Source organism: Streptomyces sp. NPDC006487 (genome assembly GCF_042870555.1).
Taxonomy (GTDB): Bacteria; Actinomycetota; Actinomycetes; order Streptomycetales; family Streptomycetaceae; genus Streptomyces.
The window spans coordinates 369,529-394,111 of the sequence record NZ_JBIAHN010000003.1 but is presented as its reverse complement, the minus strand read 5'-3'; the positions used below and the strand labels follow the sequence as shown (position 1 = coordinate 394,111).

At 73.7% G+C, this 24,583-nt stretch carries 20 protein-coding genes; 13 read left to right on the top strand and 7 right to left on the bottom strand.

All coding sequences use genetic code 11. The features are described from left to right. The first annotated feature begins 135 nt into the window (after window positions 1–135). The 5 genes from ACFYM0_RS06965 to ACFYM0_RS06945 all read left to right on the top strand — a co-directional run bounded on the left by ACFYM0_RS06965 (window position 136) and on the right by ACFYM0_RS06945 (window position 4,908). Window positions 136–1,557 (top strand): phytoene desaturase family protein, encoded by a 1,422-nt coding sequence (locus ACFYM0_RS06965; protein ID WP_388497448.1) that lies wholly within the window; start codon window positions 136–138, stop codon window positions 1,555–1,557. Window positions 1,558–1,598: 41 nt separating this feature from the next. Then, window positions 1,599–1,910, top strand: coding sequence for a hypothetical protein (locus ACFYM0_RS06960; protein ID WP_388497447.1), 312 nt, complete (start codon window positions 1,599–1,601; stop codon window positions 1,908–1,910). A gap of 59 nt (window positions 1,911–1,969) precedes the next feature. Continuing rightward, a complete protein-coding gene (locus tag ACFYM0_RS06955; RefSeq protein WP_388497445.1) occupies window positions 1,970–2,482 on the top strand; it encodes an O-acetyl-ADP-ribose deacetylase in 513 nt (170 codons plus the stop codon). Between the two features lie 112 nt (window positions 2,483–2,594). Beyond that, the gene (locus ACFYM0_RS06950; RefSeq protein WP_388497444.1) at window positions 2,595–3,152 is read left to right on the top strand and encodes a TetR/AcrR family transcriptional regulator; all 558 of its coding nucleotides are present in this window, start codon (window positions 2,595–2,597) and stop codon (window positions 3,150–3,152) included. Window positions 3,153–3,225: 73 nt separating this feature from the next. Further along, entirely contained in the window at window positions 3,226–4,908 is a 1,683-nt protein-coding gene (locus ACFYM0_RS06945; RefSeq protein ID WP_388497442.1) for an alpha/beta fold hydrolase, read from the top strand. 84 nt (window positions 4,909–4,992) lie between these two features. Here the strand turns inward: ACFYM0_RS06945 and ACFYM0_RS06940 are convergent, their stop codons facing one another. Then, on the bottom strand, window positions 4,993–5,481 hold the full coding sequence (locus ACFYM0_RS06940; protein ID WP_388497440.1) for an Lrp/AsnC family transcriptional regulator: 489 nt from the start codon (window positions 5,479–5,481) through the stop codon (window positions 4,993–4,995). Between the two features lie 135 nt (window positions 5,482–5,616). On the opposite strand from ACFYM0_RS06940, the gene ACFYM0_RS06935 reads away from it, so the two are divergent. Then, window positions 5,617–6,594 carry a DMT family transporter gene (locus ACFYM0_RS06935; protein ID WP_388497437.1) on the top strand — a complete coding sequence of 326 codons (978 nt, stop codon included), beginning with the start codon at window positions 5,617–5,619 and terminating at the stop codon, window positions 6,592–6,594. After that, window positions 6,587–7,807 (top strand): aromatic amino acid transaminase, encoded by a 1,221-nt coding sequence (locus ACFYM0_RS06930; RefSeq protein ID WP_388497435.1) that lies wholly within the window; start codon window positions 6,587–6,589, stop codon window positions 7,805–7,807. Before ACFYM0_RS06935 ends, ACFYM0_RS06930 begins: the two co-directional genes overlap by 8 nt. 56 nt (window positions 7,808–7,863) lie before the next feature. Here the strand turns inward: ACFYM0_RS06930 and ACFYM0_RS06925 are convergent, their stop codons facing one another. From ACFYM0_RS06925 to ACFYM0_RS06915, 3 genes are all read right to left on the bottom strand, one after another. Then, complete coding sequence (locus ACFYM0_RS06925; RefSeq protein WP_388497735.1) at window positions 7,864–8,808, bottom strand: MASE1 domain-containing protein; 945 nt, start codon at window positions 8,806–8,808, stop codon at window positions 7,864–7,866. A 77-nt stretch (window positions 8,809–8,885) separates the two neighbouring features. Next, a complete protein-coding gene (locus ACFYM0_RS06920) occupies window positions 8,886–9,710 on the bottom strand; it encodes a PP2C family protein-serine/threonine phosphatase (protein ID WP_388497433.1) in 825 nt (274 codons plus the stop codon). Between the two features lie 115 nt (window positions 9,711–9,825). After that, the gene (locus ACFYM0_RS06915) at window positions 9,826–10,596 is read right to left on the bottom strand and encodes a maleate cis-trans isomerase (RefSeq protein WP_388497432.1); all 771 of its coding nucleotides are present in this window, start codon (window positions 10,594–10,596) and stop codon (window positions 9,826–9,828) included. Between the two features lie 174 nt (window positions 10,597–10,770). Here ACFYM0_RS06915 and recQ point away from each other — a divergent pair, with 174 nt between their 5' ends. The 4 genes from recQ (at window position 10,771) to ACFYM0_RS06895 (ending at window position 16,628) form a co-directional block, all read left to right on the top strand. Beyond that, window positions 10,771–12,879, top strand: coding sequence for a DNA helicase RecQ (gene recQ, locus ACFYM0_RS06910; RefSeq protein ID WP_388497429.1), 2,109 nt, complete (start codon window positions 10,771–10,773; stop codon window positions 12,877–12,879). A gap of 88 nt (window positions 12,880–12,967) precedes the next feature. Further along, entirely contained in the window at window positions 12,968–13,876 is a 909-nt protein-coding gene (locus tag ACFYM0_RS06905; protein ID WP_388497427.1) for a hypothetical protein, read from the top strand. Window positions 13,877–13,915: 39 nt separating this feature from the next. Beyond that, entirely contained in the window at window positions 13,916–15,985 is a 2,070-nt protein-coding gene (locus ACFYM0_RS06900) for a SpoIIE family protein phosphatase (protein ID WP_388497424.1), read from the top strand. Window positions 15,986–16,025: 40 nt separating this feature from the next. Next, entirely contained in the window at window positions 16,026–16,628 is a 603-nt protein-coding gene (locus ACFYM0_RS06895) for a GNAT family N-acetyltransferase (protein WP_388497421.1), read from the top strand. A gap of 32 nt (window positions 16,629–16,660) precedes the next feature. Here the strand turns inward: ACFYM0_RS06895 and ACFYM0_RS06890 are convergent, their stop codons facing one another. Together ACFYM0_RS06890 and ACFYM0_RS06885 are read right to left on the bottom strand one after the other, a co-directional pair. After that, window positions 16,661–19,486, bottom strand: coding sequence for a SpoIIE family protein phosphatase (locus ACFYM0_RS06890; protein WP_388497419.1), 2,826 nt, complete (start codon window positions 19,484–19,486; stop codon window positions 16,661–16,663). After that, complete coding sequence (locus ACFYM0_RS06885) at window positions 19,483–20,487, bottom strand: GlxA family transcriptional regulator (protein WP_388497416.1); 1,005 nt, start codon at window positions 20,485–20,487, stop codon at window positions 19,483–19,485. The genes ACFYM0_RS06890 and ACFYM0_RS06885 overlap by 4 nt, the downstream gene beginning before the upstream one ends. 280 nt (window positions 20,488–20,767) lie before the next feature. Between ACFYM0_RS06885 and ACFYM0_RS06880 the strand changes: the two genes are divergently transcribed. Next, complete coding sequence (locus ACFYM0_RS06880) at window positions 20,768–21,364, top strand: cysteine hydrolase family protein (protein WP_388497732.1); 597 nt, start codon at window positions 20,768–20,770, stop codon at window positions 21,362–21,364. A gap of 170 nt (window positions 21,365–21,534) precedes the next feature. Here the strand turns inward: ACFYM0_RS06880 and ACFYM0_RS06875 are convergent, their stop codons facing one another. Continuing rightward, complete coding sequence (locus ACFYM0_RS06875; RefSeq protein ID WP_388497414.1) at window positions 21,535–22,683, bottom strand: glycerate kinase; 1,149 nt, start codon at window positions 22,681–22,683, stop codon at window positions 21,535–21,537. A 144-nt stretch (window positions 22,684–22,827) separates the two neighbouring features. Here ACFYM0_RS06875 and ACFYM0_RS06870 point away from each other — a divergent pair, with 144 nt between their 5' ends. Then, the gene (locus ACFYM0_RS06870; protein ID WP_388497412.1) at window positions 22,828–24,579 is read left to right on the top strand and encodes a BCCT family transporter; all 1,752 of its coding nucleotides are present in this window, start codon (window positions 22,828–22,830) and stop codon (window positions 24,577–24,579) included. Window positions 24,580–24,583: the final 4 nt, after the last annotated feature.

The following is a 24,583-nucleotide window of genomic DNA, read 5'->3' as shown; positions in this document are numbered from 1 at the left end:
GCGCAGCAGCGGCGAGCCGACGGCCGCCCCCGCCGCCGAGCCCAGGGCGGACGGAGCCGGCGCGGATCGCGGAGCCCGGTATGGACAGGCGCAATACCCTGGGGGCGGTGGCGCCGCCGGACGAAGGAGTCGCAAGTGCCGTCGATCCTCGATGCGGTCGTGGTGGGGGCCGGGCCCAATGGGCTGACGGCCGCCGTTGAACTGGCCCGGCGCGGCTACTCGGTGGCCGTTTTCGAAGCCGCGGACACCGTCGGCGGCGGGGCCCGGACCGAGGAGCTCACCCTCCCCGGCTTCCGGCACGATCCCTGCTCGGCGGTACACCCGCTCGGCGCCGGTTCCCCCGTCTTCTCCACCATGCCCCTGAAGCGGTACGGGCTGGAGTGGCTGCACGCCCCGCTGCCCATGGCGCACCCCTTCGACGACGGCACGGCGGCCGTGCTCTCCCGGTCCGTCGCGGAGACGGCCGCGTCCTTCGGGGCCCGCGACGCGGGCACGTACCGGCGGCTGGTCGAGCCGTTCCTCGGCAAGTGGGACACCCTCGCCCGGGACTTCATGTCGCTGCCGAACACCGCACTGCCCCATGACCCGCTCACCCTCGCCCGCTTCGGACTGGCCGGGCTGCCGCCCTCCACCTGGCTGCTGAGCCGCTTCCGCGACGACCGCGCCCGCGCCCTGTTCGCGGGGCTCGTCGCGCACGTCATCGCCCCGCTCGGCGGGATCGGGACCAGCGCCGTCGGCCTGGTCTTCGCCCTCGCCGCACACGCGAACGGCTGGCCGATGCCGCGCGGCGGCTCGCAGTCCATCTCCGACGCCCTCGCCGGGTACTTGCGCGACCTCGGCGCGGCCGTGCACACCGGGTTCGAGGTCAAGCGGCTCGACGACCTGCCGCCGGCCCGGGCGTACGTCTTCGACACCTCGCCGACCGCGCTGGCGCGCATCGCCCGGCTGGGCCGGGTCTACGACGGATACCGCTACGGCGCCTCCGTGTTCAAGCTGGACTACGCTCTGGACGGGCCCGTCCCCTGGACGGCGGAGGAGCCGCGCCGGGCCGGCACCGTGCAGATCGGTCCGCGCACCCGCGACATCGACGCGGCCCTGCAACTGGCCTCCGGCGGGCGGGTCCCGCGCACCCCCTTCCTCATCGCCGCCCAGCCCAGCCTGGTCGACCCGGGCCGGGCGCCCGAGGGCAAGCACACCTTCTGGGTGTACGGGCACGTCCCGGCGGGCTGGGACGGCGACCTCACCGAAGCCGTCGAGCGCCAACTGGAGCGCTTCGCCCCCGGGTTCCGCGACCTGGTGCTCGCCCGCGCCACGGCGGGCCCGCCGCAGCTCGCCGCCCGCAACCCCAACTACGTCGGCGGCGACATCGCCTGCGGAGCCGCCTCCGGGCTCCAGCTCCTGCTGCGCCCCAAACTCACGCTGTCCCCGTACAACACGGCCCACCCGGCGGTGTTCCTGTGCTCCTCGGCCACCCCGCCCGGCCCCGGCGTGCACGGCATGTCGGGCCACAACGCGGCCAAGGCCGTCTGGCGCCACCTGCGCGGAAAGGGCGCCTGAGGGCGCTCCGCACCCGCCCCGACGGCTACCCGAAGGCGCCCTTGTGGGGGCTGTCCGAGCAGCCAGGTCGCCAGATTCCACAGGACCGCCCCGGCAGGGCCGCCCCCGCCGACGACGCCCTGGTGATGCGGGCGGTGCCGACGGAGGCTCCCGGCGCCGGCGGCGGCCTGATCGACACGGCCCGCGGGCTCGGCACCGCGATCGGAGTCTCCCTCGTCACCCTGGCCCTGCACGCGGGCGGCGACGGCGGACGCCTCGCGGTGCCGATCCTGCCCGACGCCGACCGCACGGCGCTCCGTGCGGCGCTGCCGGCCCTCACCCGCCTCGCCGCCCGCCTGGAAGAGGCGGATTGATCGGGGCGCGGGCCCGGGAACCCCGATAGCGTGCGCCATCCGCGAAGGAAGGAACCCCGATGCCCCGCATCACCCTCGTCCAGGGCGACATCACCGTCGAGAAGGCCGACGCCGTGGTCAACGCCGCGAATTCCTCGCTGCTCGGCGGCGGCGGGGTCGACGGAGCGATCCACCGGCGCGGCGGCCCGGAGATCCTGGCCGCCTGCGAGGACCTGCGCCGCTCCCACTACGGCAAGGGCCTCGCGACGGGCCTGGCGGTCGCCACCACGGCCGGCCGGCTCCCGGCCGGCCACGTGATCCACACCGTCGGGCCGGTCTGGTCGCGGGACGAGGACCGCTCCGAGCTGCTCGCCTCCTGTTACCGGGAGTCGCTGCGGGTCGCCGACGAGCTGGGCGCCCGTAGCGTCGCCTTCCCGGCGATCTCCACCGGCATCTACGGGTGGCCCATCGACGACGGGGCCCGGATCGCGGTGGAGACCGTGCGGGCGGCCCGCACCGAGGTGGAGGAGGTGCGCTTCGTGCTGTTCGACGAGCGGGCGTACGAGGCCTTCGGGGCGGCCGTCGCCGGATAGGGCGCCGGGCCGACCGGTCGGCCGGTCGGTCCGGCCCGCCCGACCGGCCGAGGGGCGACCTTGCCGCAAAGGGGCGGTTGAAAGAATATGTAGATCGGTCTAGTCTCGTGTCATGGGACAGAAGGGCGCCGAGACGCGGGACCGACTGCTGGACGCGACGCAGGAGTTGGTCGAGACCGGGGGATATTTCAGTGCCGGGCTGAACCAGGTGATCGCGGCCAGTGGCGCGCCCCGCGGCTCGCTCTACTTCCACTTCCCCGGCGGCAAGGACCAGTTGGTCGCAGAGTCCGTCCGGCGGGCCGGCGGGACGATCGGCGATGCCCTGGGCGGCCTGGCCGACTCCAGTCCGTCGGTGGCGGCGTTCGTCGACGCGGTGCTGCGGCACCTGGGCGACCGGCTGGAGGAGTCGGGCTGGCGCAAGGGGTGTCCGGTGGCCACCGTGGCGCTGGAGATGGCCGCCACCAGCGACCCGCTGCAGGAGGCGTGCTCGGAGGTCTACGCCTCGTGGCAGGCGGCCCTGCGCGCACAGCTGGCGGGCCGTCCGGACGCCGACGATCTCGCGCTCACCGTCCTGGCCCTGGTGGAGGGGGCGCTCCTGCTGGCCAGGGCGCACCGCAGTCGGGGGCCGCTGGACAGCGTCTCCCGTCGGATCGGCGCACTGCTGAGCTGACACGGCCCGCCGTGACCGGCGGGCTTCTTTTTCGGCCTAAAAATATGTAGACCGATCTATTCGAGGAGCTTTCATGGACGCGATCGTCTTCGGCGCGACCGGCTTCATCGGCCGCTCGCTCGTCGCCGAGCTGCTCACCCGGGGGCAGCGGGTGGCGGCAGCCGTACGCAACGACACCTTGACCCCCTGGCTGACCTCCCAGGGCGTCGACACCGGCGGGCTGGAGATCGTCGCCGCCGACATCACACGACCGCTCTCGGGGCTGCCCGAGGTGCGCGACGTCTACAACGCCGCCGGCCGCTTCGCCTTCGGCCTCGGCGTGCCGGAGGCACGGGCGACCAACGTCACCGGGGCGCTCAACGTGCTCGAATGGGCCGCCGGACTCCCCGGGCTGCGACGGCTGGTGCACATCAGCGGGTACCGGGTGAGCGGCTCCGGGGGCCGACCCGACTACGCCGGGCTGGGAGCGTACGAGGCGTCGAAGGTCGAGGGCGATCTCGCGGTGCGCGCCCGGGCCCGTGAACTGGAGGTCCCGCTGACCATCGCGAACCCCAGCACGGTGATCGGGCCGGGCCAGTACATCGGTCTGGCCGCCCTCGTCGAGGACCTGTGGAACGGCCGGCTTCCCGCGCTGCCCGGCGGCCCGGACACCTTCCTGCCGGTCACCACGATCGACTACTTCGTACGGTTTCTCGCGGAGGTCCCCGCATCGCCCGCGGGGGAGCACTACTGGGTGCTCGACGACAGCACTCCGCTCCTGCCCGAGCTGATCGCCGCCCTCGCCGGCCACACCGGCGTACGGGCACCCCGGCGGACCGTTCCCGCCGGTCTGCTGCGGCGCCTGCCGCGCAAGCTGACCGGCGCCGATCCGGAGACGCTGGCGTTCCTGTCGCCCGACCGCTATCCGACCGCCTCCGCCCGCGCCTTCGCCGCGAGCGCCGGTCTGGAGATGCCCCCGGTCGCCGACGTCCTGCGCACGTGGGCCGACGACCTGGTGGCCGCCCGTTTCGGCGCCGCGGAGCCCTGGCTGAGCCCGTACGGCTTCTCCGACGTGGCGGGCAGCCGTACCTGGGTGAGCGGGGAGCGGTACCGCCCCGACCACGTCCTGCTGCACGGACTCCCGATGAACGCCGACCTCTGGGCACCCCTCGCCGGCCATCTCCCCGGCCCGGTCCTGGCACCCGACCTGCCGGGCCTGGGCCGCTCGGCCCCCACGTCCCGGCCGGTGGACGCGTGGCTGGCCGACCTGCTGAGCCCGGTACGGACCCGCCCCGTGCTGGTCGCACACTCCCTGGCCTGCGGAGCCGCGCTGCGTTTCGCCGTCGACCACCCGGACCGCATCGGCGGCCTCGTGCTCATCTCCCCGGCGTTCCTGCAGGCACCTGCCGCCCGGCTCGCCCGCTCGGGCCTGGCCGCGCCGCTCATGCGCCGCATGCCCGCCGCGCGGCTGGCCCGGACGCTCGGCGTCCCCGAGGGGGCGGAGGTGCGGAGCGCCGCGGCGGACCTGCGCCGTCGCGGCGTGGCGCGCCGCGTGGTCGCCGCCGTGCGCACGGACGTCGCCGGACGCGGGCGCTCGCGGGCGCTGCTGGACCGGGTGGGCGTCCCGGTCCGGATCATCGTGGGTTCGGCCGATCCGCTGGTCGAGGCCGTCGGTCATCCGGTGGCCGAGATCGAGGGGGCCGGGCACTACCCCCAGCTCACCCACCCCTCACAGGTCGCCCGCCACGTCGCCGCCGCCTCCGCTCCGATCGGCTGATGACCGGCCGGGCCCCGTGGGCGCGGCCGGCCGGGTCCCGTGAGCACGTGCCGCGGTGACCGGGTCGGGAGCGCCGTGACCGGCTCAGGAGGACGCTGATCGCCTCGATGCGCCCGGGGTGGGTCGCGGGTACGTCCTGGACTGCTTGACGCTGCCGTACGCGAAGCTCGACTCGATCGAGGCGATGCCGGGAATGGCATGGATCCGGTGACGCACCAGGGCTTCGTAGGCTTCGAGGTCTTCGATGACGACTCGGAGCAGGTAGTCGCTGCTCCCCGCCATCAGGTAGCAGTCCTGGATGTGCTCGATCACCGCGACGTGCTCTTCGAACAGCCTCACCGCCTCCGCCGTGTGGCGTTCGAGGCGGATCCGGACGAACACGGTGACCGGGAGTCCGAAGGCGACCTGGTCGACCATGGCGGTGTAGCCGCGGATGAGGCCCGCTTCCTCCAGGCGCCGAACCCGGCGCAGACAGGGCGACGGGGAGAGCCGGACCCGGTCGGCGAGATCCTGGTTGGACAGGCGCCCGTCGGCCTGCAATTCCCTGATGATCTGCAGATCGACTGCGTCCATGGCCACTCCTTGGCAGATTCTGCCCCAAACGTATGTCTGAGAGGCAGAACTGGCAATCGACTGCCCCGCCCCAAGCCCTAGCGTTGCCCTGGAACGGACCGGACCGGTCCGCTCTCAGAGGCTGGAGCAATTTCCTTGGTCGCGACGAACACCACCCCGGCGACCGCGCCTCCCGACGCGGCGGGCCCGAAGGCCGGACACCCCGGCCGGTTCGGGCTCTCCCCGCAAGCCGAGGGCATGCTGGCACTCCTGCTGACCGTGGCCATCTGGGCGGCCTTCGCGCTCAGCGCCCGCGCGCTGAGCGCCTCCTCCCTCCTGCCCGCCGACGCGGCCCTGCTGCGGTTCGGCGTCCCCCTCCTCGTCCTGCTCCCCGCCCTGTGGCGACGCCGTCGGCGCATCGCCGCGGTGCGGCCGGGCGTCGCACTCAAGATCATCTGCGGTGCGGGGGTGCCCTTCTTCCTGGCGGCGATGCACGGCGGCGCGCTGACGTCCGCGGCCTTCGTCGGCTCGATCGTCCCCGGGATGGTCCCGCTGTTCGTCTCCGGGATCATGGTCCGCCGCGGACACGGGGTTCCCCGGGGAACGCAGGCGGCCGGGCTCGCGCTGATCGCGTCCGGTGTGGTCGCCCTCGTCTGGCGCTACGTCGTTCCGGTGGACACGGACGTCCTCGCGGGGACCGGCACGCTTCTGGTGGCCAGCGGCCTGTGGGCCCTCTACACGGTGGGACTGCGCGAGGTGGACCTCGACCCCGTCGGCTCGATCGGACTGCTGTGCCTGCCCTCCTTCGCGGTGATCGCACTCCTGGTCCTGACCGGGGTGCTCCCGACGGGCATCGCGCACGCCGCGGGCAGCGACATCGTGCTCTTCCTGGTGGTGCAGGGACTCGGAGTCGGGCTGTGCGCGGGCCTGCTGTACGCCTTCGCCATCCGCAGGCTGGGCGCCGAGCGCAGCTCCGTGGTCGGCAGCCTCAGCCCCGTCGCCGTCGTCCTGCTCGCCGTCCCCCTGCTCGGTGAGTCCCCGACCCCCGCCGTGCTCATCGGCGTCCCCCTCATCACCGCCGGCGTCGTCCTCGCCAACCGCCGCCCACGACCCGAGGTTCCCGCAGATGCTTGAGCTCCTCCCGCCGCCGCCCACCGACCCGCTGTGGGACCTGACCTACGAGTTCGGCGCCGACGACCGGCCCGAACGCCTGAACCTCGTGCTCGGCGTCTACCGGGACCAGACGGGAACCACGCCCGTCATGGCCGCCGTACGCGAGGCGGAGATACGTCTGGCAGAGCGCTCGGAGTCCAAGGAGTACCGGGGGCTCTCAGGCAACGCCGCCTTCAACCGCTCCCTGCTGGACCTGGTCCTGGGCCCCGGCCCGGGCGGAGCGGGCGACCGGGCCGCGGCCGTGCAGACCGTCGCGGGGTCCGGCGCACTTCGGCTGCTGGCCGATCTGATCTGGCGTACCCGCCCGGGCACCACGGTGTGGGTCAGCGATCCGGCCTACGTCAACCACCGGCCCATCCTGGAGGCCGCCGGGCTGAAGGTCCGTCCGTACGGCTGGCGCGACGCCGGGGGCGGCTTCGACACGGCCGGCGTGCTGCGGGAACTGCGCGAGGCCCGCCGGGACGACGTCGTCCTGCTCCAGGGCTGCTGCCACAACCCCACGGGCGTGGACCCCCTCCCCGAGGACTGGGAGGCGCTGGCCGAGTCGGCCGTCCACGGCGGCTGGGTGCCCTTCGTCGACCTCGCCTATCACGGGCTCGGCGACGGCCTGGAAGCCGACCTGCTGGCCACGCGGATGCTGGCCGAGCGCGTGCCGGAAATGCTGATCGCCGTCAGCTGCTCCAAGAACTTCGGCCTCTACAGCGACCGCGTCGGCTGCGCGATCGTGCTCGGCGCCACGGGCCAGTCCGTGCGGCACGCCGAGACGGCCTTGCAGAACGCGGCCCGGACCCTGTACTCGATGCCGCCCGAGCACGGCGCGGCCGTCGTGACCACGATCCTGGAGGACGAGGGCCTGCGGGCCGCCTGGCGGGCGGAACTGGACGTCATGCGGGACCGGATCATGGCCAACCGGGCCGATCTGGCCGCCCACTTGAGCGCGCTGGGCCGTACGGAACAGGCGGGGTCGCTGGCACGGCAGAAGGGGATGTTCTCCATGCTGCCGCTCACGCCGCACCAGATGCTCCGGCTGCGCCGTCAGCACGCCATCTACGGCACCACCTCGGGGCGGATCAACATCGCGGGAATCCCGGCGCACCGGATCCCCTGCCTCGCCCGCGGCATCGCGGCGGTCCTGGACCCGGCGGACGCACGGCGGGCGGTCCTGCCGGCCTAGGGGGGTGTCTTTCGGACCTCGCCGATCAGGCCGGACTCGCGGCGTCCGGCTGCCGGTCAGTCCTTCGGCGGGGCCAGGCGGGCCACCACGTCCGCCAGGTCCTCGCAGACCTCCTCGATCTTCAGGCGGATGTTGTCCTGCTCGGTGACGAGGGCCGCCAGCAGCAGCGCGGTCAGGGCGGCCGCTCCGTTGAGCGCCTGGAGGTTGACCATGACCTCGAAGAGGGTGTGGCCGGCGAACGGTCCGGCGCGGTCGGTCGCCGCCGTGATCGCGATGACGGACACGAGCAGGGCGCACGGCGCACTGCCGGGGAGCCGGAAGCGCACCGCGGCCCAGATGAGCAGGGGGAAGACGAGGAAGAGCAGGGACAGGGAGCTGCGCGTGGCCGTGAGGGTGACGGCGCCGACCGTGACCGCCAGAGCCGCCGCCTCGGCCGCCCGGTACGGGTCCCGGGGCAGCCGGGCCCGGCGCAGCACCAGCAGCAGCGGGGTCACCAGGAGGATGCCCATCGTGTCGCCGGCCCACCAGGCCGACCAGACCGGCCAGAAGCTCGCCAGCGGCAGGTCGCCGGTGAGCACCAGCGTCCAGGTCCCCGTGGTGGAGCTGATCAGCATCGGCACGAGACCGCCGAGGAAGACCAGCGCCAGCCCGTCCCGCAGCCGGTCCAGTTCGGGGCGGAAGCCCACCCGGCGCAACAGCGCGTAGGCGCACAGCGGAGCGAGGGTGTTGCCCGCGAGGATTCCGAGATCGACGAGATCGAACGTACTGATCCGCTCGATGGCGAGGTAGGTGCCCAGCGCGATGCCCGGCCAGATCCGGGGCCCGAACCACAGCAGGCAGGCGAGGGCGATCCCGGTGGGCAGCCACAGGGGCGTGACGACCGCCCCGTCGACGCTCACGTGCAGCAGCAGGCCGAGCCGACCGGTCGCGTAGTAGGCGACGGCGACCCCGAGGATCCGAAGGAGGGCTTCGGCCGGACGTCGCCATTCCACGGTGCGCACCTCTGCATCAGACAACGGCCCGGGCGCCTCGGCAGGGCGTGACACGCGTGGACGGGCTGCTGGTTGCCGGGGGAGGGTCAGCGTGGTCCGGACGCGTCGTGGCTGAGGACGAGCACCGCGGCGTCGTCGGCGTGGCCGGTGAAATCGGCCACCTTCATCACCTCCGCGGCCAGCTCTTCGGGATCGGCTCCCGCCGCTTCCCCGACGATCCGGGCCACGCGCTCCAGCCCCACGTCGATCGGGAACGACGGCCCCTCGACCACCCCGTCGGTGACCAGGACGATGGAGCCCGCTTCCGTCAGCCTCCGGCGGGTCACCGGGTACCGGGCCCCGGAGACCGTGCCCAGCGGCGGACCGCCGGCGTCCTCGGCGACGCCGTACCGGCCGTCGACGGTGGCCCAGACGGTGGGGACGTGGCCGGCCCGGGCCGTCTGGAGCTCCCACGTGCGCGGATCGAAGCGGAGCAGACTGCAGGTCGCGAACAGCTCGCTGTCCATCGAGAGCAGCACGTCATTGGCCTGGCTCAGCACCTCGCCGGGGTCGAGGACGACGGCGGCCACGGCGCGCAGACACACCCGGACCTGCCCCATGAAGGCGGTGGCCGCCACATCGTGCCCCTGTACGTCGCCGATGGAGAAGGCGAGGGCCCCGCCCGCCACCCGGAAGCCGTCGTACCAGTCACCGCCGATGTCCAGGCCGCGCCGGGCGGGCGCGTACCGGGCCGCGGTCCTCAGCCCCGGCAGTACGGGCAGGGAGGCGGGGAGCAACTCGCGCTGCAGGGCCTCGGCCAGCTCCACCCGGGCCTGCTGCAGCTCCGCGCCCTCCCGCGCCTGGGCGGTGAGCCGGCCCAGCTTGCTCAGCAGATCCGCGCTGGCGGGCCGGGGAGGCCGGCGCGGGGTCACGGACCGCTCCGGGATACGTCCATGTGCCTCTGCTTCCGCTGAGCGAAAGACCCGGGCCCATCATATTTCGGCCCGGCGCCCGGCGCGCAGGTGGCCGGGGAGGCGCCGGAGGCCTTCAGGCCGTCGAGAACAGCCGGCCGTAGGCCGTGACGGGGGTGGTCGGGATGGCCGCCGCGCGCAGGGCCGCCCAGAGGAGCGCCTGGTTCGCGGTGAGGACCGGGCGGCCCAGGGTGGCCTCCAGGGCCTCGATCGCCCCGACGGCGCGGAAGCCGTTGCCGCCGATCACGACCGCGTCCGCGGTGTCGGGCACGTGCGAGGCCACCCAGTCGTGCAGGGCCCGCGGCCCGATGAGGGTCTGCCCGCTGGGAAGCCCGCAGGGGGCGGCGTACGGGACCTCGAACCCGGCGTCCTCGTAGTAGCCGCGGCCCAGGTCGCTCAGCGTCTCGTCGAACCACGGCGGGTCCACCAGGGCGAGTCGGCCCGCCCCCAGAGCCCGCAGCGCCTCGACGGTGGCGGCGCAGGTGGCGACCACGGGCAGCCCGTGGGTGCGCTCGCGCAGCCGGTCCAGCATGTACCCCTCCCCGCGCGGGCCGATGACGTAGGCCGAGCTGGTGAACGCGTAGGCGATCGCCGACACCGGGGCGGCGGCCAGCAGCTCGGCGGCCTCGTCCACGTGCGGGGACTCGGCGAAGGCGCGTACGGGGGCGAGCGGAATGGTGGGGTCCATCGCGCCGCCGCGCCCCATCGCGCGGAACGGCACCCGGGCGGCGTGCAGGCCCACGTCGGCCGGAGCCATGGCGCGCAGCTCGGACTCGGGGCCGACATCGGCGTGCGGGGTGAGTACGCCGAGGCGGACGCGCACGTCCCACCCGTCGGGCTGCCACATCGCGTGTTCCTCTCGGAGGCCTGGGATACCGGAGATCTTCCACTGTGTCACCGGTCGGGCCGCCGGGGCGCCCGGCCGCGCCGCCGCGTACGCGACCGGGAGGTCCCTCCCGGATATCCACAGGGTCGGGGGGATCCGGGCGGATGTGTCCGAGGAGGTCGCTAGGCTTCTGGGATGACCCCTTCGGAAGCAGCCGTCGAGATCCCCGACGCCCAGCAGGTGCTCCACCGCGTCTTCGGGTACGACTCGTTCCGCGGCGAGCAGCAGCAGATCATCGAGCACGTGGCCGGTGGCGGCGACGCGCTGGTGCTCATGCCCACCGGCGGCGGCAAATCGCTCTGCTACCAGATCCCGGCTCTGGTCAGAGCGGGTACCGGAGTGGTGATCTCACCCCTGATCGCCCTCATGCAGGACCAGGTGGACGCCCTCAACGCGCTCGGAGTGCGGGCCGGGTTCCTCAATTCGACGCAGCTGTCCGACGACCGGCGCGCCGTCGAGCAGGCCTTCCTCGCCGGCGAGCTCGACCTGCTCTACCTGGCGCCCGAGCGGCTGCGCACCGAAGGGACGCAGCGGCTCCTCGACCGGGGCACGGTCTCCCTCTTCGCCATCGACGAGGCGCACTGCGTCGCCCAGTGGGGCCACGACTTCCGCCCCGACTACCTCGCGCTGTCCATGCTGCACGAGCGCTGGCCCAAGGTGCCGCGGATCGCGCTGACCGCGACGGCCACCGAGGCCACCCACGCCGAGATCGCGGCGCGCCTCGGCCTGGAGGAAGCCCGCCACTTCGTGGCCGGCTTCGACCGGCCGAACATCCAGTACCGGATCGTGGCGAAGAACAACCCGGTCAAGCAGCTGCTGGAGCTGATCCGCACCGAGCACCCCGGGGACGCCGGGGTCGTCTACTGCCTCTCGCGGGCATCGGTGGAGAAGACGGCGGCCGCCCTGGTCGAGCAGGGCATCGACGCCGTGCCCTACCACGCGGGCATGGACTCCCGGACGCGCGCGGCGAACCAGTCGAAGTTCCTGCGGGAGGACGGGGTCGTGGTGGTGGCCACGATCGCGTTCGGCATGGGCATCGACAAGCCGGACGTGCGCTTCGTGGCCCACCTGGACCTGCCCAAATCGGTCGAGGGCTACTACCAGGAGACCGGCCGCGCCGGCCGCGACGGGGAGCCCGCCACCGCCTGGCTGGCGTACGGGCTCCAGGACGTGGTGCAGCAGCGCAAGATGATCGAGGGCTCCGAGGGAGACGAAGCGCACCGCCGTGCGCTGGCCGGACACCTGGAGGCGATGCTCGCACTGTGCGAGACCGTCGGCTGCCGCCGGGTCCGGCTGCTGGCGTACTTCGGGCAGACCGGTGCGCCGGACTGCGGGAACTGCGACACCTGCCTGACGCCGGCCGAGTCCTGGGACGGGACGGTCGCGGCGCAGAAACTGCTGTCCACGGTGTGGCGGCTGGCCAAGGAACGGCGCCAGAAGTTCGGCGCCGGCCAGATCATCGACATCCTGCAGGGCAAGAAGACGGCCAAGGTCATCCAGTTCGACCACGACGGGCTCTCGGTGTTCGGCATCGGCGCGGACCTGGGCACGAACGAATGGCGCGGGGTCGTCCGGCAGCTGCTGGCACTGGGACTGCTGGCGGTCGAGGGCGACTACGGCACGCTGGTGCTGACCGAGGCCAGCGGCGAGGTGCTGGGCGGCCGCCGGAGCGTCTCGATGCGCAAGGAGACGGCGCCGGCGGCCGGTTCGTCCCGCAAGGAGTCCGGCGGAGCGCGCTCCGGGAAGGGCGGCCGGGTACCGGTCGACCTGCCGGCGGCCGCCGTGCCGGTGTTCGAGTCCCTCCGGGCGTGGCGCGCCGAGACCGCGCGGGAGCAGGGCGTGCCGGCGTACGTCGTCTTCCACGACGCCACGCTGCGGGAGATCGCGACGCAGCTGCCCGCCACGGTCGCGGAGCTCGGCACGATCAGCGGAGTCGGCGAGGCGAAGCTCGCCAAGTACGCCGAGGGCATCCTGAAGACCCTGGACGGTGCGCGGCCCGAGCCCGGCGCCGGGGCCGCGGCGGCGGAGAGCGGAGCCGCCCCGGCGGCGGCGGTCCCCGCGGCGGTCACCCGGGCCGCCGCGGCCGCGCCGGCCGCGGCCGCACAGGCCGTGCCCGCCGCCGCCCCCGCAGCCCCAGCCCCCGCCGCGGTGCCCGCCCAGGCGAGTCCGGCCCCGCGGGCGGAGGAATCGCTCTTCGGCCCGGAGGACGAGGACATCGACCCGCCCTGGGACGACTGGGAGTAGCAGCCCGGCTGCGGGCCTCCGCCCCCGCTTCGCCGCACTGTGGGCCGACTCCCTGCGGCTCAGGCCGCGGATGTGCCCCTGGGACCGGGTGCGCTACGTACTGACCGCCGTCCGCCAGCGCGAGATCCTCGACGAGGAACTGCCCCTGCTGACAGCCCTGCACCGGGAAGGCCCCACCTCCGGGAACCGCCCGCGCGAGATCCCGCGGGCACAGTCGTTCCTGGAGCCCGACCTCGACGCCCCCGGAGCCCTGAAGAAGGGGTTCGACGCGCTCGGGGAGGTCGCCGCCGAACGGGTCGACCGGCTCCTGACGGCCCCCGATCCGTGCCGGGCGGTCGTGCGCACGGGGCTCATCGCCTGGCCCGCGCTCCAGCCCTCCGGACGGTTCGCGGCCCGGCTGCCGCGCGCGGTGCTGTCCGCGCTGAAGCCGCTGCTCTGCCTGCTGCCGGTGGTCGCCCTGTTCGCACCCGTACCGGCCCTGGTGGCGGCCGCACTGATGTGGACCGGCGTCGCCTTCAGCACCGGGCACTGGTCCTCGCTGCCCGGGCACGTCCCGCTCTGCCTCTTCGCGATGGCCGCCCTGGCGGCCCTGATCCGCTCCAGGGTCCCGGGCAGGCCCCTGCGCGTGGTCCTGCTGCTCGTCCTGCTGCCCGCCTTGCCGGTCGTCGGCTTGTGGCTGCCGCGCGCCCACCTGCCCGGCCCGCCCGGCGCCGACGGCTGGGAGCGCACCCTGCTGGTCGGCGCGCTGTTCGCGCTGGCCGCCGCCGCGCTGCTCTTCACCGGCTCCGAGCGGTGGGGGCCGGCCCTCGGGTCCGCCCTGTTCGCGGGGGCCCTCGCCGGCCTGGTCCAGTTCCAGCGGGGCCCGCTGGGCGGCTGGTGGGGCGCCCTGATCCTGTACGTCGTCCTGCTGTGGGTCACCGTGATCCTGCCCCGGCTCCACCCGAAGCCGGAATCCGGCGCGACACAGCGCCGGTCAGCGAAGGCTCGGATAGTGTGAATCGTTAGGAATCAGGCCCCCTGGGGTGAGGTCGGCGCATTGGACACGTACCAGGAGACGAGCGAGGTACCGGACCAGCCGGTGGCTGCTGTCGGGTACGCGGGCGTACTGAGCGAGCTGCTGCCGATCGCCCTGTGGCGGGAGGATGCCGACGGGCTGGTCGTCGAGTGGTCGCTGGCCGCCCAGGACCTGCTCGGGCACCGCCCCGAGGACATCCTCGGCCGGCCGGGCTCCGACGTGCTCGTCCCCGACGCCAACCACGAGCTCGCCGACCAGCTGACCCGCCGCGTCCAGGCCGGGGAGACCGTCGTCGGCACCCTGCCCGTGCGCCACCGCGACGGCCACCAGGTCCCGATGGAGATGTGGATCCTGCCCTCCCCCGATCCGCAGGGGCGCACCGGTTCCATGCTCATCGCCGTGGAGACCACCGAGGTCCTGCGGATGCGCGATTCGCTCGCCGCCCTGCAGAGCCTGTTCACCCAGTCGCCCATCGGACTCGGCACCCTCGGCACCGACCTGCGCTTCCTGCGCGTCAACGACGCCCTCGCCCGGATGAACGGGGTGTCCGCCGCCGAGCACGTCGGCAAACGGCTCACCGAGGTCGTGCCCGGGGTGAACGCCGCCGCGCTCGAACGGCTCATGCGCAAGGTGCTGGAATGCGGCTCCGCCGTCGTGGACGTCCGCCGTACCGGCCGCACCCCCGCCGACCCCGACCACGACCGGACCTGGTCCTGCTCCTACGCCCCCCTGCTGGACGGATCCGGGCGCCGGCTCGGCCTGATCGCCTCCCTCATCGACATCACCGACGGGCAGCGCGCCCAGGCGGAGGCGGAGCGGGCGCGCAGCCGCTTCGCCCTGCTCGCCGAGGCCGGCACCCGCATCGGCACCACGCTGGACCTCGGGCAGACGGCCCAGGAGATCGTGGAGGTGCTGGTACCGCGGCTCGCGGACTCGGCCGACGTACAGCTCCTGGAGGCCGTACTGGACCCCGACGAGGCAGGGGCCTCCACGCGGGGCGTGCTGCGTCGCCTGGCTTCCCTCTTCCCGGACCCGGGAGCGCCCACCTCCAAGCTGACCGCCGGGCAGACCTTCCAGATCCCGGCGGGCACCGCCTACGAGCAGGTCATCACCGAGGGCGTGGCGATGAACCTCTTCACCGCCGACATCCCGGCCCTGATCAAGGATCCGCGCGCGGGAGCGCTGCGCGCGTACCTGGCCACCCTCGGCTGCGCCCGCATGGTCCCGCTGGTGGCCCGCGGCCGGGTGCTCGGGGTGGTCGTGGTGACCCGGGTGCGCGGGCGCGAGGTCTTCGACCACGAGGACTGCGTGCTGATCGACGAGGTGGTGGCCCGGGCGGCCCTGAACATCGACAACGCCCGGATGTACACCACCCAGCGCGCGGCCGCCCTGACCCTGCAGCGCAGCCTCACCAACAACGCGCTGCCCGAGGTCGCCGGCCTGGAGCTGACGGGCCGCTACCTGCCGGCCAGCGACCACGACGTCGGCGGGGACTGGTTCGACGTGATCGAGCTGCCGGACGGCCGGACCGGCCTGGTGATCGGCGACGTGATGGGCCACGGCATCCACGCGGCCGCGGTCATGGGCCAACTGCGCACAGCCGTACGGACCCTGGCGCGGCATCAGGTGACCCCGGAGGAGATGCTCCGCTCGCTGGACGCGGTGGTGGCCGACCTCGGCGAGGACGAGATGGCCACCTGCGTCTACGCCGTCCACGACCCGGCGACCGGCGCGTGCGTCATCGCCCGCGCCGGCCACCCGCCGCCGGCCGTGGTCACGGCCGCCGGGGCCGTGACCTTCCTGGACGGTCCGCCGGGAACCCCGCTCGGCACGGGCGGCCGGGAGTTCCGCACGGAGGAGGTCCGGCTCGAGCCGGGCAGCCTGCTCGTGCTCTACACGGACGGCCTGATCGAGTCCCGGGACCGGGACCTGGACGAGGGGATGGCAGGCCTGGCGGGCGCCCTGAGGGGCGCGGGGGAGCCGCTGGATGCCCTCTGCGACACGATCCTGGCGCACCTCCTCCCGGAGGCCCCGCAGGACGACGTGGCGGTACTGCTGGCCCGGACTCCCGCGAACGCACTAGCGCAATAATGTTTTGTGTCTAGCGCAATGAGCGGCTAACGTCTCCGCCATGCCTTCCACGTCGGCCAAGTCGCCGTCCCCCACCACGCTCACCGGCCGCCACGTCCGTTTGGAGCCGCTCACCCGGAGCCACCTCCCCGACCTGTACGCGGCCGGCGGCGGAGACGAGGAGGTGTGGCGCTGGCAGGGCGGCCCCGCGCCGCGGACGCAGGAGGAGCTGGGTGCCAAGCTCGACGCCGTGCTGGAGGCGGCGGAGCGCGGAGAGTACGTCCCCTTCGCCGTCATCCACCTCGAAAGCGGCCGGGCCGTCGGCTGGACCACGTACCTGGACATCAGCGCGGCCGACGAACGGCTGGAGATCGGCTGGACCTGGTACGGGCGCGCGTACTGGCGCAGCGCCGTCAACACCGAGTCCAAGCTGCTCCTGCTCACCCACGCCTTCGAAGACCTCGGCATGGGCCGGGTCCAGCTCAAGACGGACCACCTCAACACCCGCTCCCAGGCCGCGATCGCCCGCCTCGGAGCGCAGCGCGAAGGCGTCCTGCGCCGCCACCGCCGGCGCCCGGACGGCACCTGGCGCGACAGCGTGTACTTCTCCCTGCTGGCCACCGAATGGCCGGAGGCGAAGGCCCGGCTGGCCGCCCGGCTCTGACCCGGCGGCGGCCACCGCCCGGGCGCCGTCCGCTACCAGGCCAGGTCCTCCAGGGCCTCCAGGTCCACCACGGCCGGCGGCTCCGGCTCCGCGGCGCCCGTCAGGGGGAGCTCCGCCCAGATCACCTTGCCGCGGTCCGTGTAGCGGGTGCCCCAGCGCTCCGCGTACTGGGCGACGAGGAAGAGGCCGCGCCCGCCCTCGTCGGTCGTGGCCGCGTAGCGCAGGTGCGGTGAGGTGCTGCTGCCGTCGGAGATCTCGCAGATCAGGGTGCGGTCGCGGAGCAGCCGGACCCGGATCGGCGGCGTCCCGTAGCGGATGGCGTTGGTGATCAGCTCGCTGAGAATGAGCTCGGCGGTGAAGGTGACGTCCCCCAGGCCCCACGCGGAGAGCTGCGCGGAGCCCGCACGGCGGACCCGGGACACGTCCGAGGGGTCCGGGAACACCTCCCACTCCGCGATCCGCTCGGCCGGGAGCCGCCGGGTGTCGGCGATCAGCAGGGCGATGTCATCGCTCGGCGACGGGAACAGCAGCGCGGCCAGTACGTCGGCGCAGGCCTGGTCGGGGCTGCGGTCCGCCCGGGACAGGGCCTGGGTGAGCATGCCGAGGCCGGTGTCGAAGTCCTGGTCGCGGTCCTCCAGCAGCCCGTCGGTGAACAGCACGAGCCGGCTCGCCTCGGGCAGCTGCAGCTCCACGGCCTCGAAGGGCATCCCGCCGACGCCCAGCGGCAGCCCGATCGGCAGCTCGGGGTACTCGACCCCGCCGTCGGGCCCGACCAGCGCCGGGCCCGGGTGGCCGGCGCTCGCCATGGCGCAGTGGCCGGACACCGGGTCGTACACCGCGTAGAGGCAGGTGGCGCCGGTGACGCCGGAGGACTCGCCCTCCCCGGACCCCTCGCCGGCCGAGGACTCGTCCTGGTCGATCCGGTCGATCAGCTCGTCGAGGTGGCCCAGCAGCTCGTCCGGAGGCATGTCGAGCGTGGAGAAGTTGTGCACGGCGGTCCGCAGCCGGCCCATGGTGGCGGCGGCGTGCACCCCGTGTCCCACCACGTCGCCGACGACCAGCGCGACCCGGGCCCCGGCGAGCGGGATCACGTCGAACCAGTCCCCGCCCACCCCCGCCTTCGCGGGCAGGTACCGGAAGGCGACGTCCACGGCGCTCAGATCGGGCAGCACCCGCGGCAGCAGACTGCGCTGGAGGGTCACCGCCACCGCGTGCTCGCGGGTGAAGCGGCGCGCGTTGTCGATGGAGACCGCGGCCCGGGCCGCCAGCTCCTCGGCGAAGGACAGGTCCTCCTCGTCGAAGGGCTCGGGGGTGTCGGCCCGCCAGAAGTTGGCCATGCCGAGGACCACCCCGCGGGCCTGGAGCGGTACGGAGATCAGCGAGTGCAGCCCGTAGTCCAGGGCCACCCGGGTGCCGTCGTGGTCCTGGGCCCGCCAGCCGAAGGCACTGTGCAGATCGGCCGCGAGGACCGCCCGTCCGGCGTCCAGGGCCGCCGACATCGGCGCGGTCGCCACCACGAAGCGGATGACGTCGCCCACCGGCTGGAGCGGGGAATCGGCGCGGATCCCGCTGATGGCGGCCCGGCGCATCTCGGTGTGCGCCCCGCTGCCGGGCTCCTCGCCGCGCAGCACCGGTTCCAGCAGCTCGACGGTGACGAAGTCCGCGAACCGCGGGACCGCGACCTCGGAGAGCTCCTCGGCGGTGCGCACCACGTCCAGGGTGGTCCCGATGCGCACGCCGGCGTCGTAGAGCAGCTGGAGGCGGTCGCGGGCCACCGCGGCCCGGCCGGAGAGCGCGGCGAGCTCGGTGGAGTCGCGCAGGGTGGTCACGGTGCCGGACGGGCGGCCCCCGTGGGGCTTGGTCGGGCGCACGTTCACGGCGAGGAGCCGGTCGCCCGCCCGGTGCACCTCGTCGGTGGCGGCCCGCCCGGAGGCCAGCAGGGCGGCCGTGGGCGGATCGAGGCCGAGCTCGGCCACGTGCCGCTGCTCGGCGTCGGCGGGGAGGTCCAGGAGGCGGCGGGCCTCGTCGTTGGCGAGCAGCAGCCGGCCCTCGGCGTCGATGATCAGGACGCCCTCGCGGACGGCGTGCAGCACCGCTTCGTGGTGTTCGTTCATCCGGGTCATCTCGGCCTCGCCGAGTCCCCGGGTCTGGCGCCGCAGCCGGCGGCTGACGAGGGCCGCGCCGCCGGTGCCGAGGAGCAGGGCGCCGGTCGCCGCGCCGAGGAGCAGGGGCAGCTGGCCCTCGACCCCGTCGCCGACGTTCTCGACCTCGATGCCGGTGGCGACCAGGCCCACCACCTTGCCCGCGGAGTCCCGTACGGGGACCACCGCGCGGACCACGTCGCTCGGCTTCCCCTCGAACGTCTCGGTGAAGGCCTGACCGTCCGCGGCGCGCGAGAGGTCGCCGGTGGCGCGCTGTCCGATCAGCTCGGGTCTGGAGTCGGTGTACCGGATCCCGTCGGTGGTCATGACGGCGATGAAATCGACCCCCGAGGCCCGGCGGGCGCCCTCGGCCAGCGGCTGGAGCACGGCGGTGGGGTCGGGGGATTCCAGGGCCGCCGGGAGGCCGGGGGCGTGCGCGAAGGCCTCGGCGGCGGCCAGGGAGCGGTTGCGGGCGTCGCGCTGGCTGTCGTACCGGGCCTGGAAGAACAGGGCCGTGGCGGCGGCCGTGATCAGCACCAGCACGAGGACGGCCTGGAGGGCGAAGACCTGGCCGGCGACGCTTCGGGCGCCGAGCGAGAGGTGCGTGAACAGCCGGGAGCGTCCGGTCCCGATTCCGGGTGGGGACCCGTCCTCGGGCGGGGGCCTGTCCTCGGGCGCTCCTTCAGAGCCCCTGGCTAGCCCAAAACGTCCGGTCATGAGCCATTTCTAACACTGTCGACGGGGTTTGGGGGAGGCCCTGGGGGCCCTGGTGCGGTAGCGGCCGCACGGTACGCCCGGGGGCTCGTGCCGACGTACGAGACGAAGTGCTGGCGGAAGGTGACCTCGCTGGCGAATCCGGCCCGCCGGGCCACCTCGGTGACCGGATGATCGGTGCGCTCCAGCAGTTTGCGGGCTTCGTCCAGACGGTGGCCCAGGAGCCATTTGTGCGGGGTGGTGCCGGTGGCGGCGGCGAAGTGCCGGGCGAAGGAACGCGGCGACATCCCGGCCCACCGGGCCAGGGTGGCCACGTCCAGCGCCTCGTGCAGCCGCCCGAGCGCCCGCTCCCGTACGAGGGCCAGGGCCTCGGCGGTCCGGTCGGCTACCGGGGTCGGGCGGTCCAGGTACTGGGCGTGCTCGCCGGTGCGGAAGGGGCCGGTCACCATTGAGCGGGCGATGGCGGCGGCCGCCTCGGAGCCGTGGGCCTCGCGGACCAGGTGCAGGCAGAGGTCGATTCCGGACGCGACGCCGGCGGAGGTCCACAGCCCGTCGTCGCCGACGTAGAGCGGGGCCTCCTCGACGCGCACGGCGGGGTACCGGCCGGCCAGCGCCGGGGCCAGTGACCAGTGGGTCACGGCCCGGCGACCCGACAGCAGCCCGGCCTCGGCGAGAATGAAGGCGCCGGCGCACAGGGCGGCCACCGCGATGCCCCGGGCGTGCACGTCCCGCAGGGCGGCGAGGACCGCTTCGGGCGTCCGGTCGCCGGGCCGCTCCAGTGCGGGGACCACGACGAGGTCGGCGCGGGTGAGCCAGTCGAGCCCGCGGTCGGGAGTCAGGGTCAGCCCGCCGGGAAGCGGGATCGGGCCCGCGTCGAGGGCGCACCGCCGCAGCTCGAAAGCCGGCACCCCGAGATGGCCGCGGTCGTGCCCCCAGACCTCGGTGATGACGGCCAGGTCGAAAGCGCGGATGCCGGGCTGGGCGACGATCGCGACGCGGTGCATGGCCGAGAGTCTGCCACGGGGGCCCGGCCGAAGGGGAGGGCCGAGCCCCCGGAAGATGCCACCGAGACGCCCCCGACCTGGGGCGGAGCCCGAATTCGGACCTCGCCCGGCCCGGACTGCCACGCTGGCAGGATCCCATCGGTTCGTGGGCCGGGTGGTACTGGTTCGAGGGGGAGGCAGCGCCCAGGATGAGGCCATGACGAACGAGAGCGCGACCACGACCGAGACCGAGACCGCCACCGCGATGACGACCGAGACCACGACCGCGACCGGGATCGGCATCGAGATCGCCGCGAACAGTGCCCTCCTGGTCATCGATGTCCAACAGGGTTTCGACGACCCCGAGTTCTGGGGGCCGCGCAACAACCCGCGCGCCGAGGAGAACATCGCCGCACTGATGGACGCCTGGCAGGAGACCGGCCGGCCGGTCGTGCTCGTGCAGCACGCTTCCCGCACCGCCGGCTCGGTCCTCGCGCCGGACCGGCCCGGGTACGCCTTCAAGGACTTCGTCGCCGAGCGGGCCGGCGGAGCGGCCCTGCACATCACGAAATCCGTCAACTCCTCCTTCTACGGGACCCCGGACCTCGCCGACTGGCTCACGGCCCAGGGCGTCGGGCAGCTCGTCGTCGCCGGCATCCAGACGAACATGTGCGTCGAGACCACGGCCCGGATGGCCGGGAACCTGGGCTACGAGGTCCTCGTGCCGCTCGACGCCACGCACACCTTCGACCTGGCCGCCGAACCCGGCCCGGACGCACCCCGGCTGACGGCCGACCAGCTCGCCACCGCCACCGCGGTCAACCTCCAGGGCGGCGGCTTCGCCCGGATCGTCACCACCGCGGAACTCGTGACCGCGGCCCGCACCACCCGGCACTGACCCGGCCGAGGGTGGGCCCTGCGGGGCTGGGCGGGTAGGGGACATCCCGCAGGCCCCGGCCCGGCAGCCCCCGGCAGCCCCGGCCCGGCCGTGTCGCGGGCCCCGCACACGCCGACGGCCCGGACCCCCCGTCAGGGGATCCGGGCCGTCGGTGGTGAGGGCGGACGCCGTCAGAGGACGTCGGCCGCGATGCTCTCCGCCACCCGCTCCAGCAGCGGCCCCGCGTTCGGGATGCTCACCGCCGGGTCCGGCTCGAGGTCCGTGAGCGGGTAGGCCCGCTGGATGCCGGCGGCCTGGAGGGCCTCCTGCGTGAGCAGCAGGCGGCCACAGACCGCGACGACGGGCTTGCCCGCCGCACGAGCCGCCGCCGCGACACCGGCCGGAGCCTTGCCGTGGAGGGTCTGCTCGTCCAGCGAACCCTCGCCGGTGATGACCAGCGTGGCCCGCTCGAGCGCCGGCGCGAAGCCGAGCACCTCGAGCATCAGCTCGATGCCGGGACGGAACGAGGCGCCGAGCAGCAGTGCCCCGTAGCCGATGCCGCCCGCTCCGCCCGCGCCCGGCGAAACCGCCGCCTCGGCGGCCAGGGAGCCGATCGACTTCTCCAGGACCACCGCGAAGTGCGCGAGCGCCGCGTCGAGCGTCGCCACGTCCTCGGGCGACGCCCCCTTCTGCGGGCCGTAGACCGCCGGAGCGCCCTTCGGACCCGTCAGAGGGTTGTCCACGTCGCTCGCCAGGACGAAGTCGATCTCCTTGATGCGGGGGTCGATGCCCGACAGGTCGGCCGAGGCCAGCCCTGCCAGTGCGCCGCCGCCCGGACCGACCGGTTCACCGTTCGCATCCAGGAACACCGCGCCCAGCGCGGCCAGCATGCCCGCACCGCCGTCGGTGGTGGCACTGCCGCCCACACCGAAGACGATCGAGCGCGCTCCCGCGTCGAGCGCGGCCTTCAGCAGCTCGCCGGAGCCGTAGGTGGTCGCCGTCAGCGGGGCGAAGACACCCGCCGGCAGCAGCTGGAGCCCGGAGGCCTCCGCCATCTCGACCACCGCGGTGCCCTCGCGCAGGGCGAAAGCGGCCGTGACCTGGTCGCCGAGCGGTCCGGTGACCCGTACCTCCCGGCGTTCGAAACCGGCCGCCACGGCGGCCGCGACCGTGCCGTCGCCGCCGTCCGCGACGGGGAGGGTCTCGATCTCCACGCCCGGTACGGCCTTGCGAAGGCCGGCCGTCACCCGCTCCGCGACCTGAACGGCCGTGAGCGAGCCCTTGAATTTGTCCGCGGCGATGAGCACGCGCGCGGTCTCAGTTACTGCTCCGTCCGTCACCTTGCTAATCCCTTGCTATCGAACAGTGCAGTCGCGCCACCCATGAGCCTATCCGGAGGATCCTCCTATGCCCATGCGTGGCCTGGGCCACACCCGGCGCGGCATACCCCTAAATAGGGATATACGCCTGCATAGTGTGGCCGCATGAGCACGGATTCACTGGAACAGCCACGTCCGGATTCGCCGGGCGGCGGGTCCGAAGGCCCCGCCGCCGGCGCCGACGGCACTCCCGACCGGACCGTCGTCGTCATCGGAGTGATCTCCGTCCTGGCCGTGGTCGCCTGGGCGGCCCTCGGGAAGAGCTCCTTCGACTCGGCGTCGAGCAGCGCGCTGGCCTGGGTGCTCAACAACTTCGCGTGGCTCTTCGTGATCGCCGCCGATGTGTTCCTCGTCATGTGCGTCGTGCTCGCGATCAGCCGCTTCGGCCGGATCCGCCTCGGCAGGGACGACTCGGAGCCGGAGTTCACGAACCTCGCGTGGATCGCGATGATGTTCAGCGCGGGCATGGGCATCGGACTGATGTTCTACGGAGTGGGTGAGCCGCTCACCCACTACCTGAACCCGCCCCCGGCCTCCGGTGCGGCCGCCGGCACCGGTGACGCCGCCCGCGCCTCGCTCGACTATTCCTTCTTCCACTGGACCCTCACCCCTTGGGCGATCTACGGCATCGCCGGCCTCGCGCTCGCCTACGCGACCTTCCGCAAGGGCCGCGGCAACCGCCTCAGCTCCGCCTTCGTCCCCCTCATGGGCGAGGAGCGGGCCAACGGGTGGCCCGGCAAGGCCATCGACCTGCTCGCCGTCTTCGCCACCGTCTTCGGGACCGCCACCAGCCTCGGCCTCGGCGCCCTCCAGGTGGCCAAGGGGCTCAACATCACGACGGGGATCGAGGACTCGACCACGGTCGAGCTGATCATCATCGGATCCCTGTCCGCCGCCTTCGTGCTCTCCGCCTTCTCCGGCCTGCACAAGGGCGTCAAATGGCTGAGCACGATCAACATCGTGCTCGCCGCGGCCCTGATGCTCTTCGTCTTCGTGCTCGGACCGACCGTCTACATCCTCGACGTGATCCCGGCCAGCGTCGGCAGCTACCTGCACGAACTGCTCCCGATGGCCACCCGCACCGGCGCCTTCACCGACAGCGAGTGGCTCGGCGCCTGGACGATCTTCTACTGGGCGTGGTGGCTCTCCTGGGCACCCTTCGTCGGCACCTTCATCGCCCGCATCTCGCGCGGCCGCACCATCCGCGAGTTCCTCATCGGCGTCCTCCTGGTGCCCAGCGGGGCCACCGTCGTCTGGTTCTGCGTCATGGGCGGCACCGCGATCCGCCTCGACTCCACCGGCGTCGCCGACATGGCCGCCAAGGCCAAGGAGGGCACCGAGGCCTCGCTCTTCGCGATGCTCGACGCGCTCCCGCTCGGCACGCTCACCTCGTGGATCGCGATGCTCCTGGTGATGACGTACTTCGTCACCAGCGCCGACTCCGCCTCCCTCGTCATGGGCTCCCTCACCAGCCGCGGCTCCCTGAACCCGCCGACCTGGCTCGTGGTCACCTGGGGCGTGCTGATGGCCTCCGTGGCCGCCGTACTCCTCGTCGCGGGCGGCCTGAAGTCCCTCCAGACGGCCACGATCCTGGTGGCGCTGCCGTTCGTCGTGGTGATGCTGCTCCTGTGCTGGGCCCTGGTGAAGGAGCTGCGGGAGGATCCGGGCGCGGGCCCCGTCCGCCACCACGCCCTCCACGGACTGCGGGACGCGGTCAAGGCCATGGTCGGCGACGCCATCACCGAACGGGGCCCGGCCCGCCACCCCCGCCTGCGCCGCCTCGCGGAGTCCAGGAACCGCGACCGCGAGGACGGCTCCGGCGGCGCGGCCGGCGGAGGGTCCACCCCGGAAGCGTGATCAC

Excerpts from the sequence above, each read along its gene's own strand:
- ACFYM0_RS06955 (WP_388497445.1), top strand. The coding sequence starts at position 1,970 with ATGCCCCGCATCACCCTCGTCCAGGGCGACATCACCGTCGAGAAGGCC.
- ACFYM0_RS06940 (WP_388497440.1), bottom strand. The coding sequence starts at position 5,481 with ATGGACGCAGTCGATCTGCAGATCATCAGGGAATTGCAGGCCGACGGG.
- ACFYM0_RS06895 (WP_388497421.1), top strand. The coding sequence starts at position 16,026 with ATGCCTTCCACGTCGGCCAAGTCGCCGTCCCCCACCACGCTCACCGGC.
- ACFYM0_RS06885 (WP_388497416.1), bottom strand. The coding sequence starts at position 20,487 with ATGCACCGCGTCGCGATCGTCGCCCAGCCCGGCATCCGCGCTTTCGAC.
- ACFYM0_RS06945 (WP_388497442.1), top strand. The coding sequence starts at position 3,226 with ATGGACGCGATCGTCTTCGGCGCGACCGGCTTCATCGGCCGCTCGCTC.
- ACFYM0_RS06950 (WP_388497444.1), top strand. The coding sequence starts at position 2,595 with ATGGGACAGAAGGGCGCCGAGACGCGGGACCGACTGCTGGACGCGACG.
- ACFYM0_RS06870 (WP_388497412.1), top strand. The coding sequence starts at position 22,828 with ATGAGCACGGATTCACTGGAACAGCCACGTCCGGATTCGCCGGGCGGC.
- ACFYM0_RS06890 (WP_388497419.1), bottom strand. The coding sequence starts at position 19,486 with ATGACCGGACGTTTTGGGCTAGCCAGGGGCTCTGAAGGAGCGCCCGAG.
- recQ (WP_388497429.1), top strand. The coding sequence starts at position 10,771 with ATGACCCCTTCGGAAGCAGCCGTCGAGATCCCCGACGCCCAGCAGGTG.
- ACFYM0_RS06915 (WP_388497432.1), bottom strand. The coding sequence starts at position 10,596 with ATGTGGCAGCCCGACGGGTGGGACGTGCGCGTCCGCCTCGGCGTACTC.
- ACFYM0_RS06930 (WP_388497435.1), top strand. The coding sequence starts at position 6,587 with ATGCTTGAGCTCCTCCCGCCGCCGCCCACCGACCCGCTGTGGGACCTG.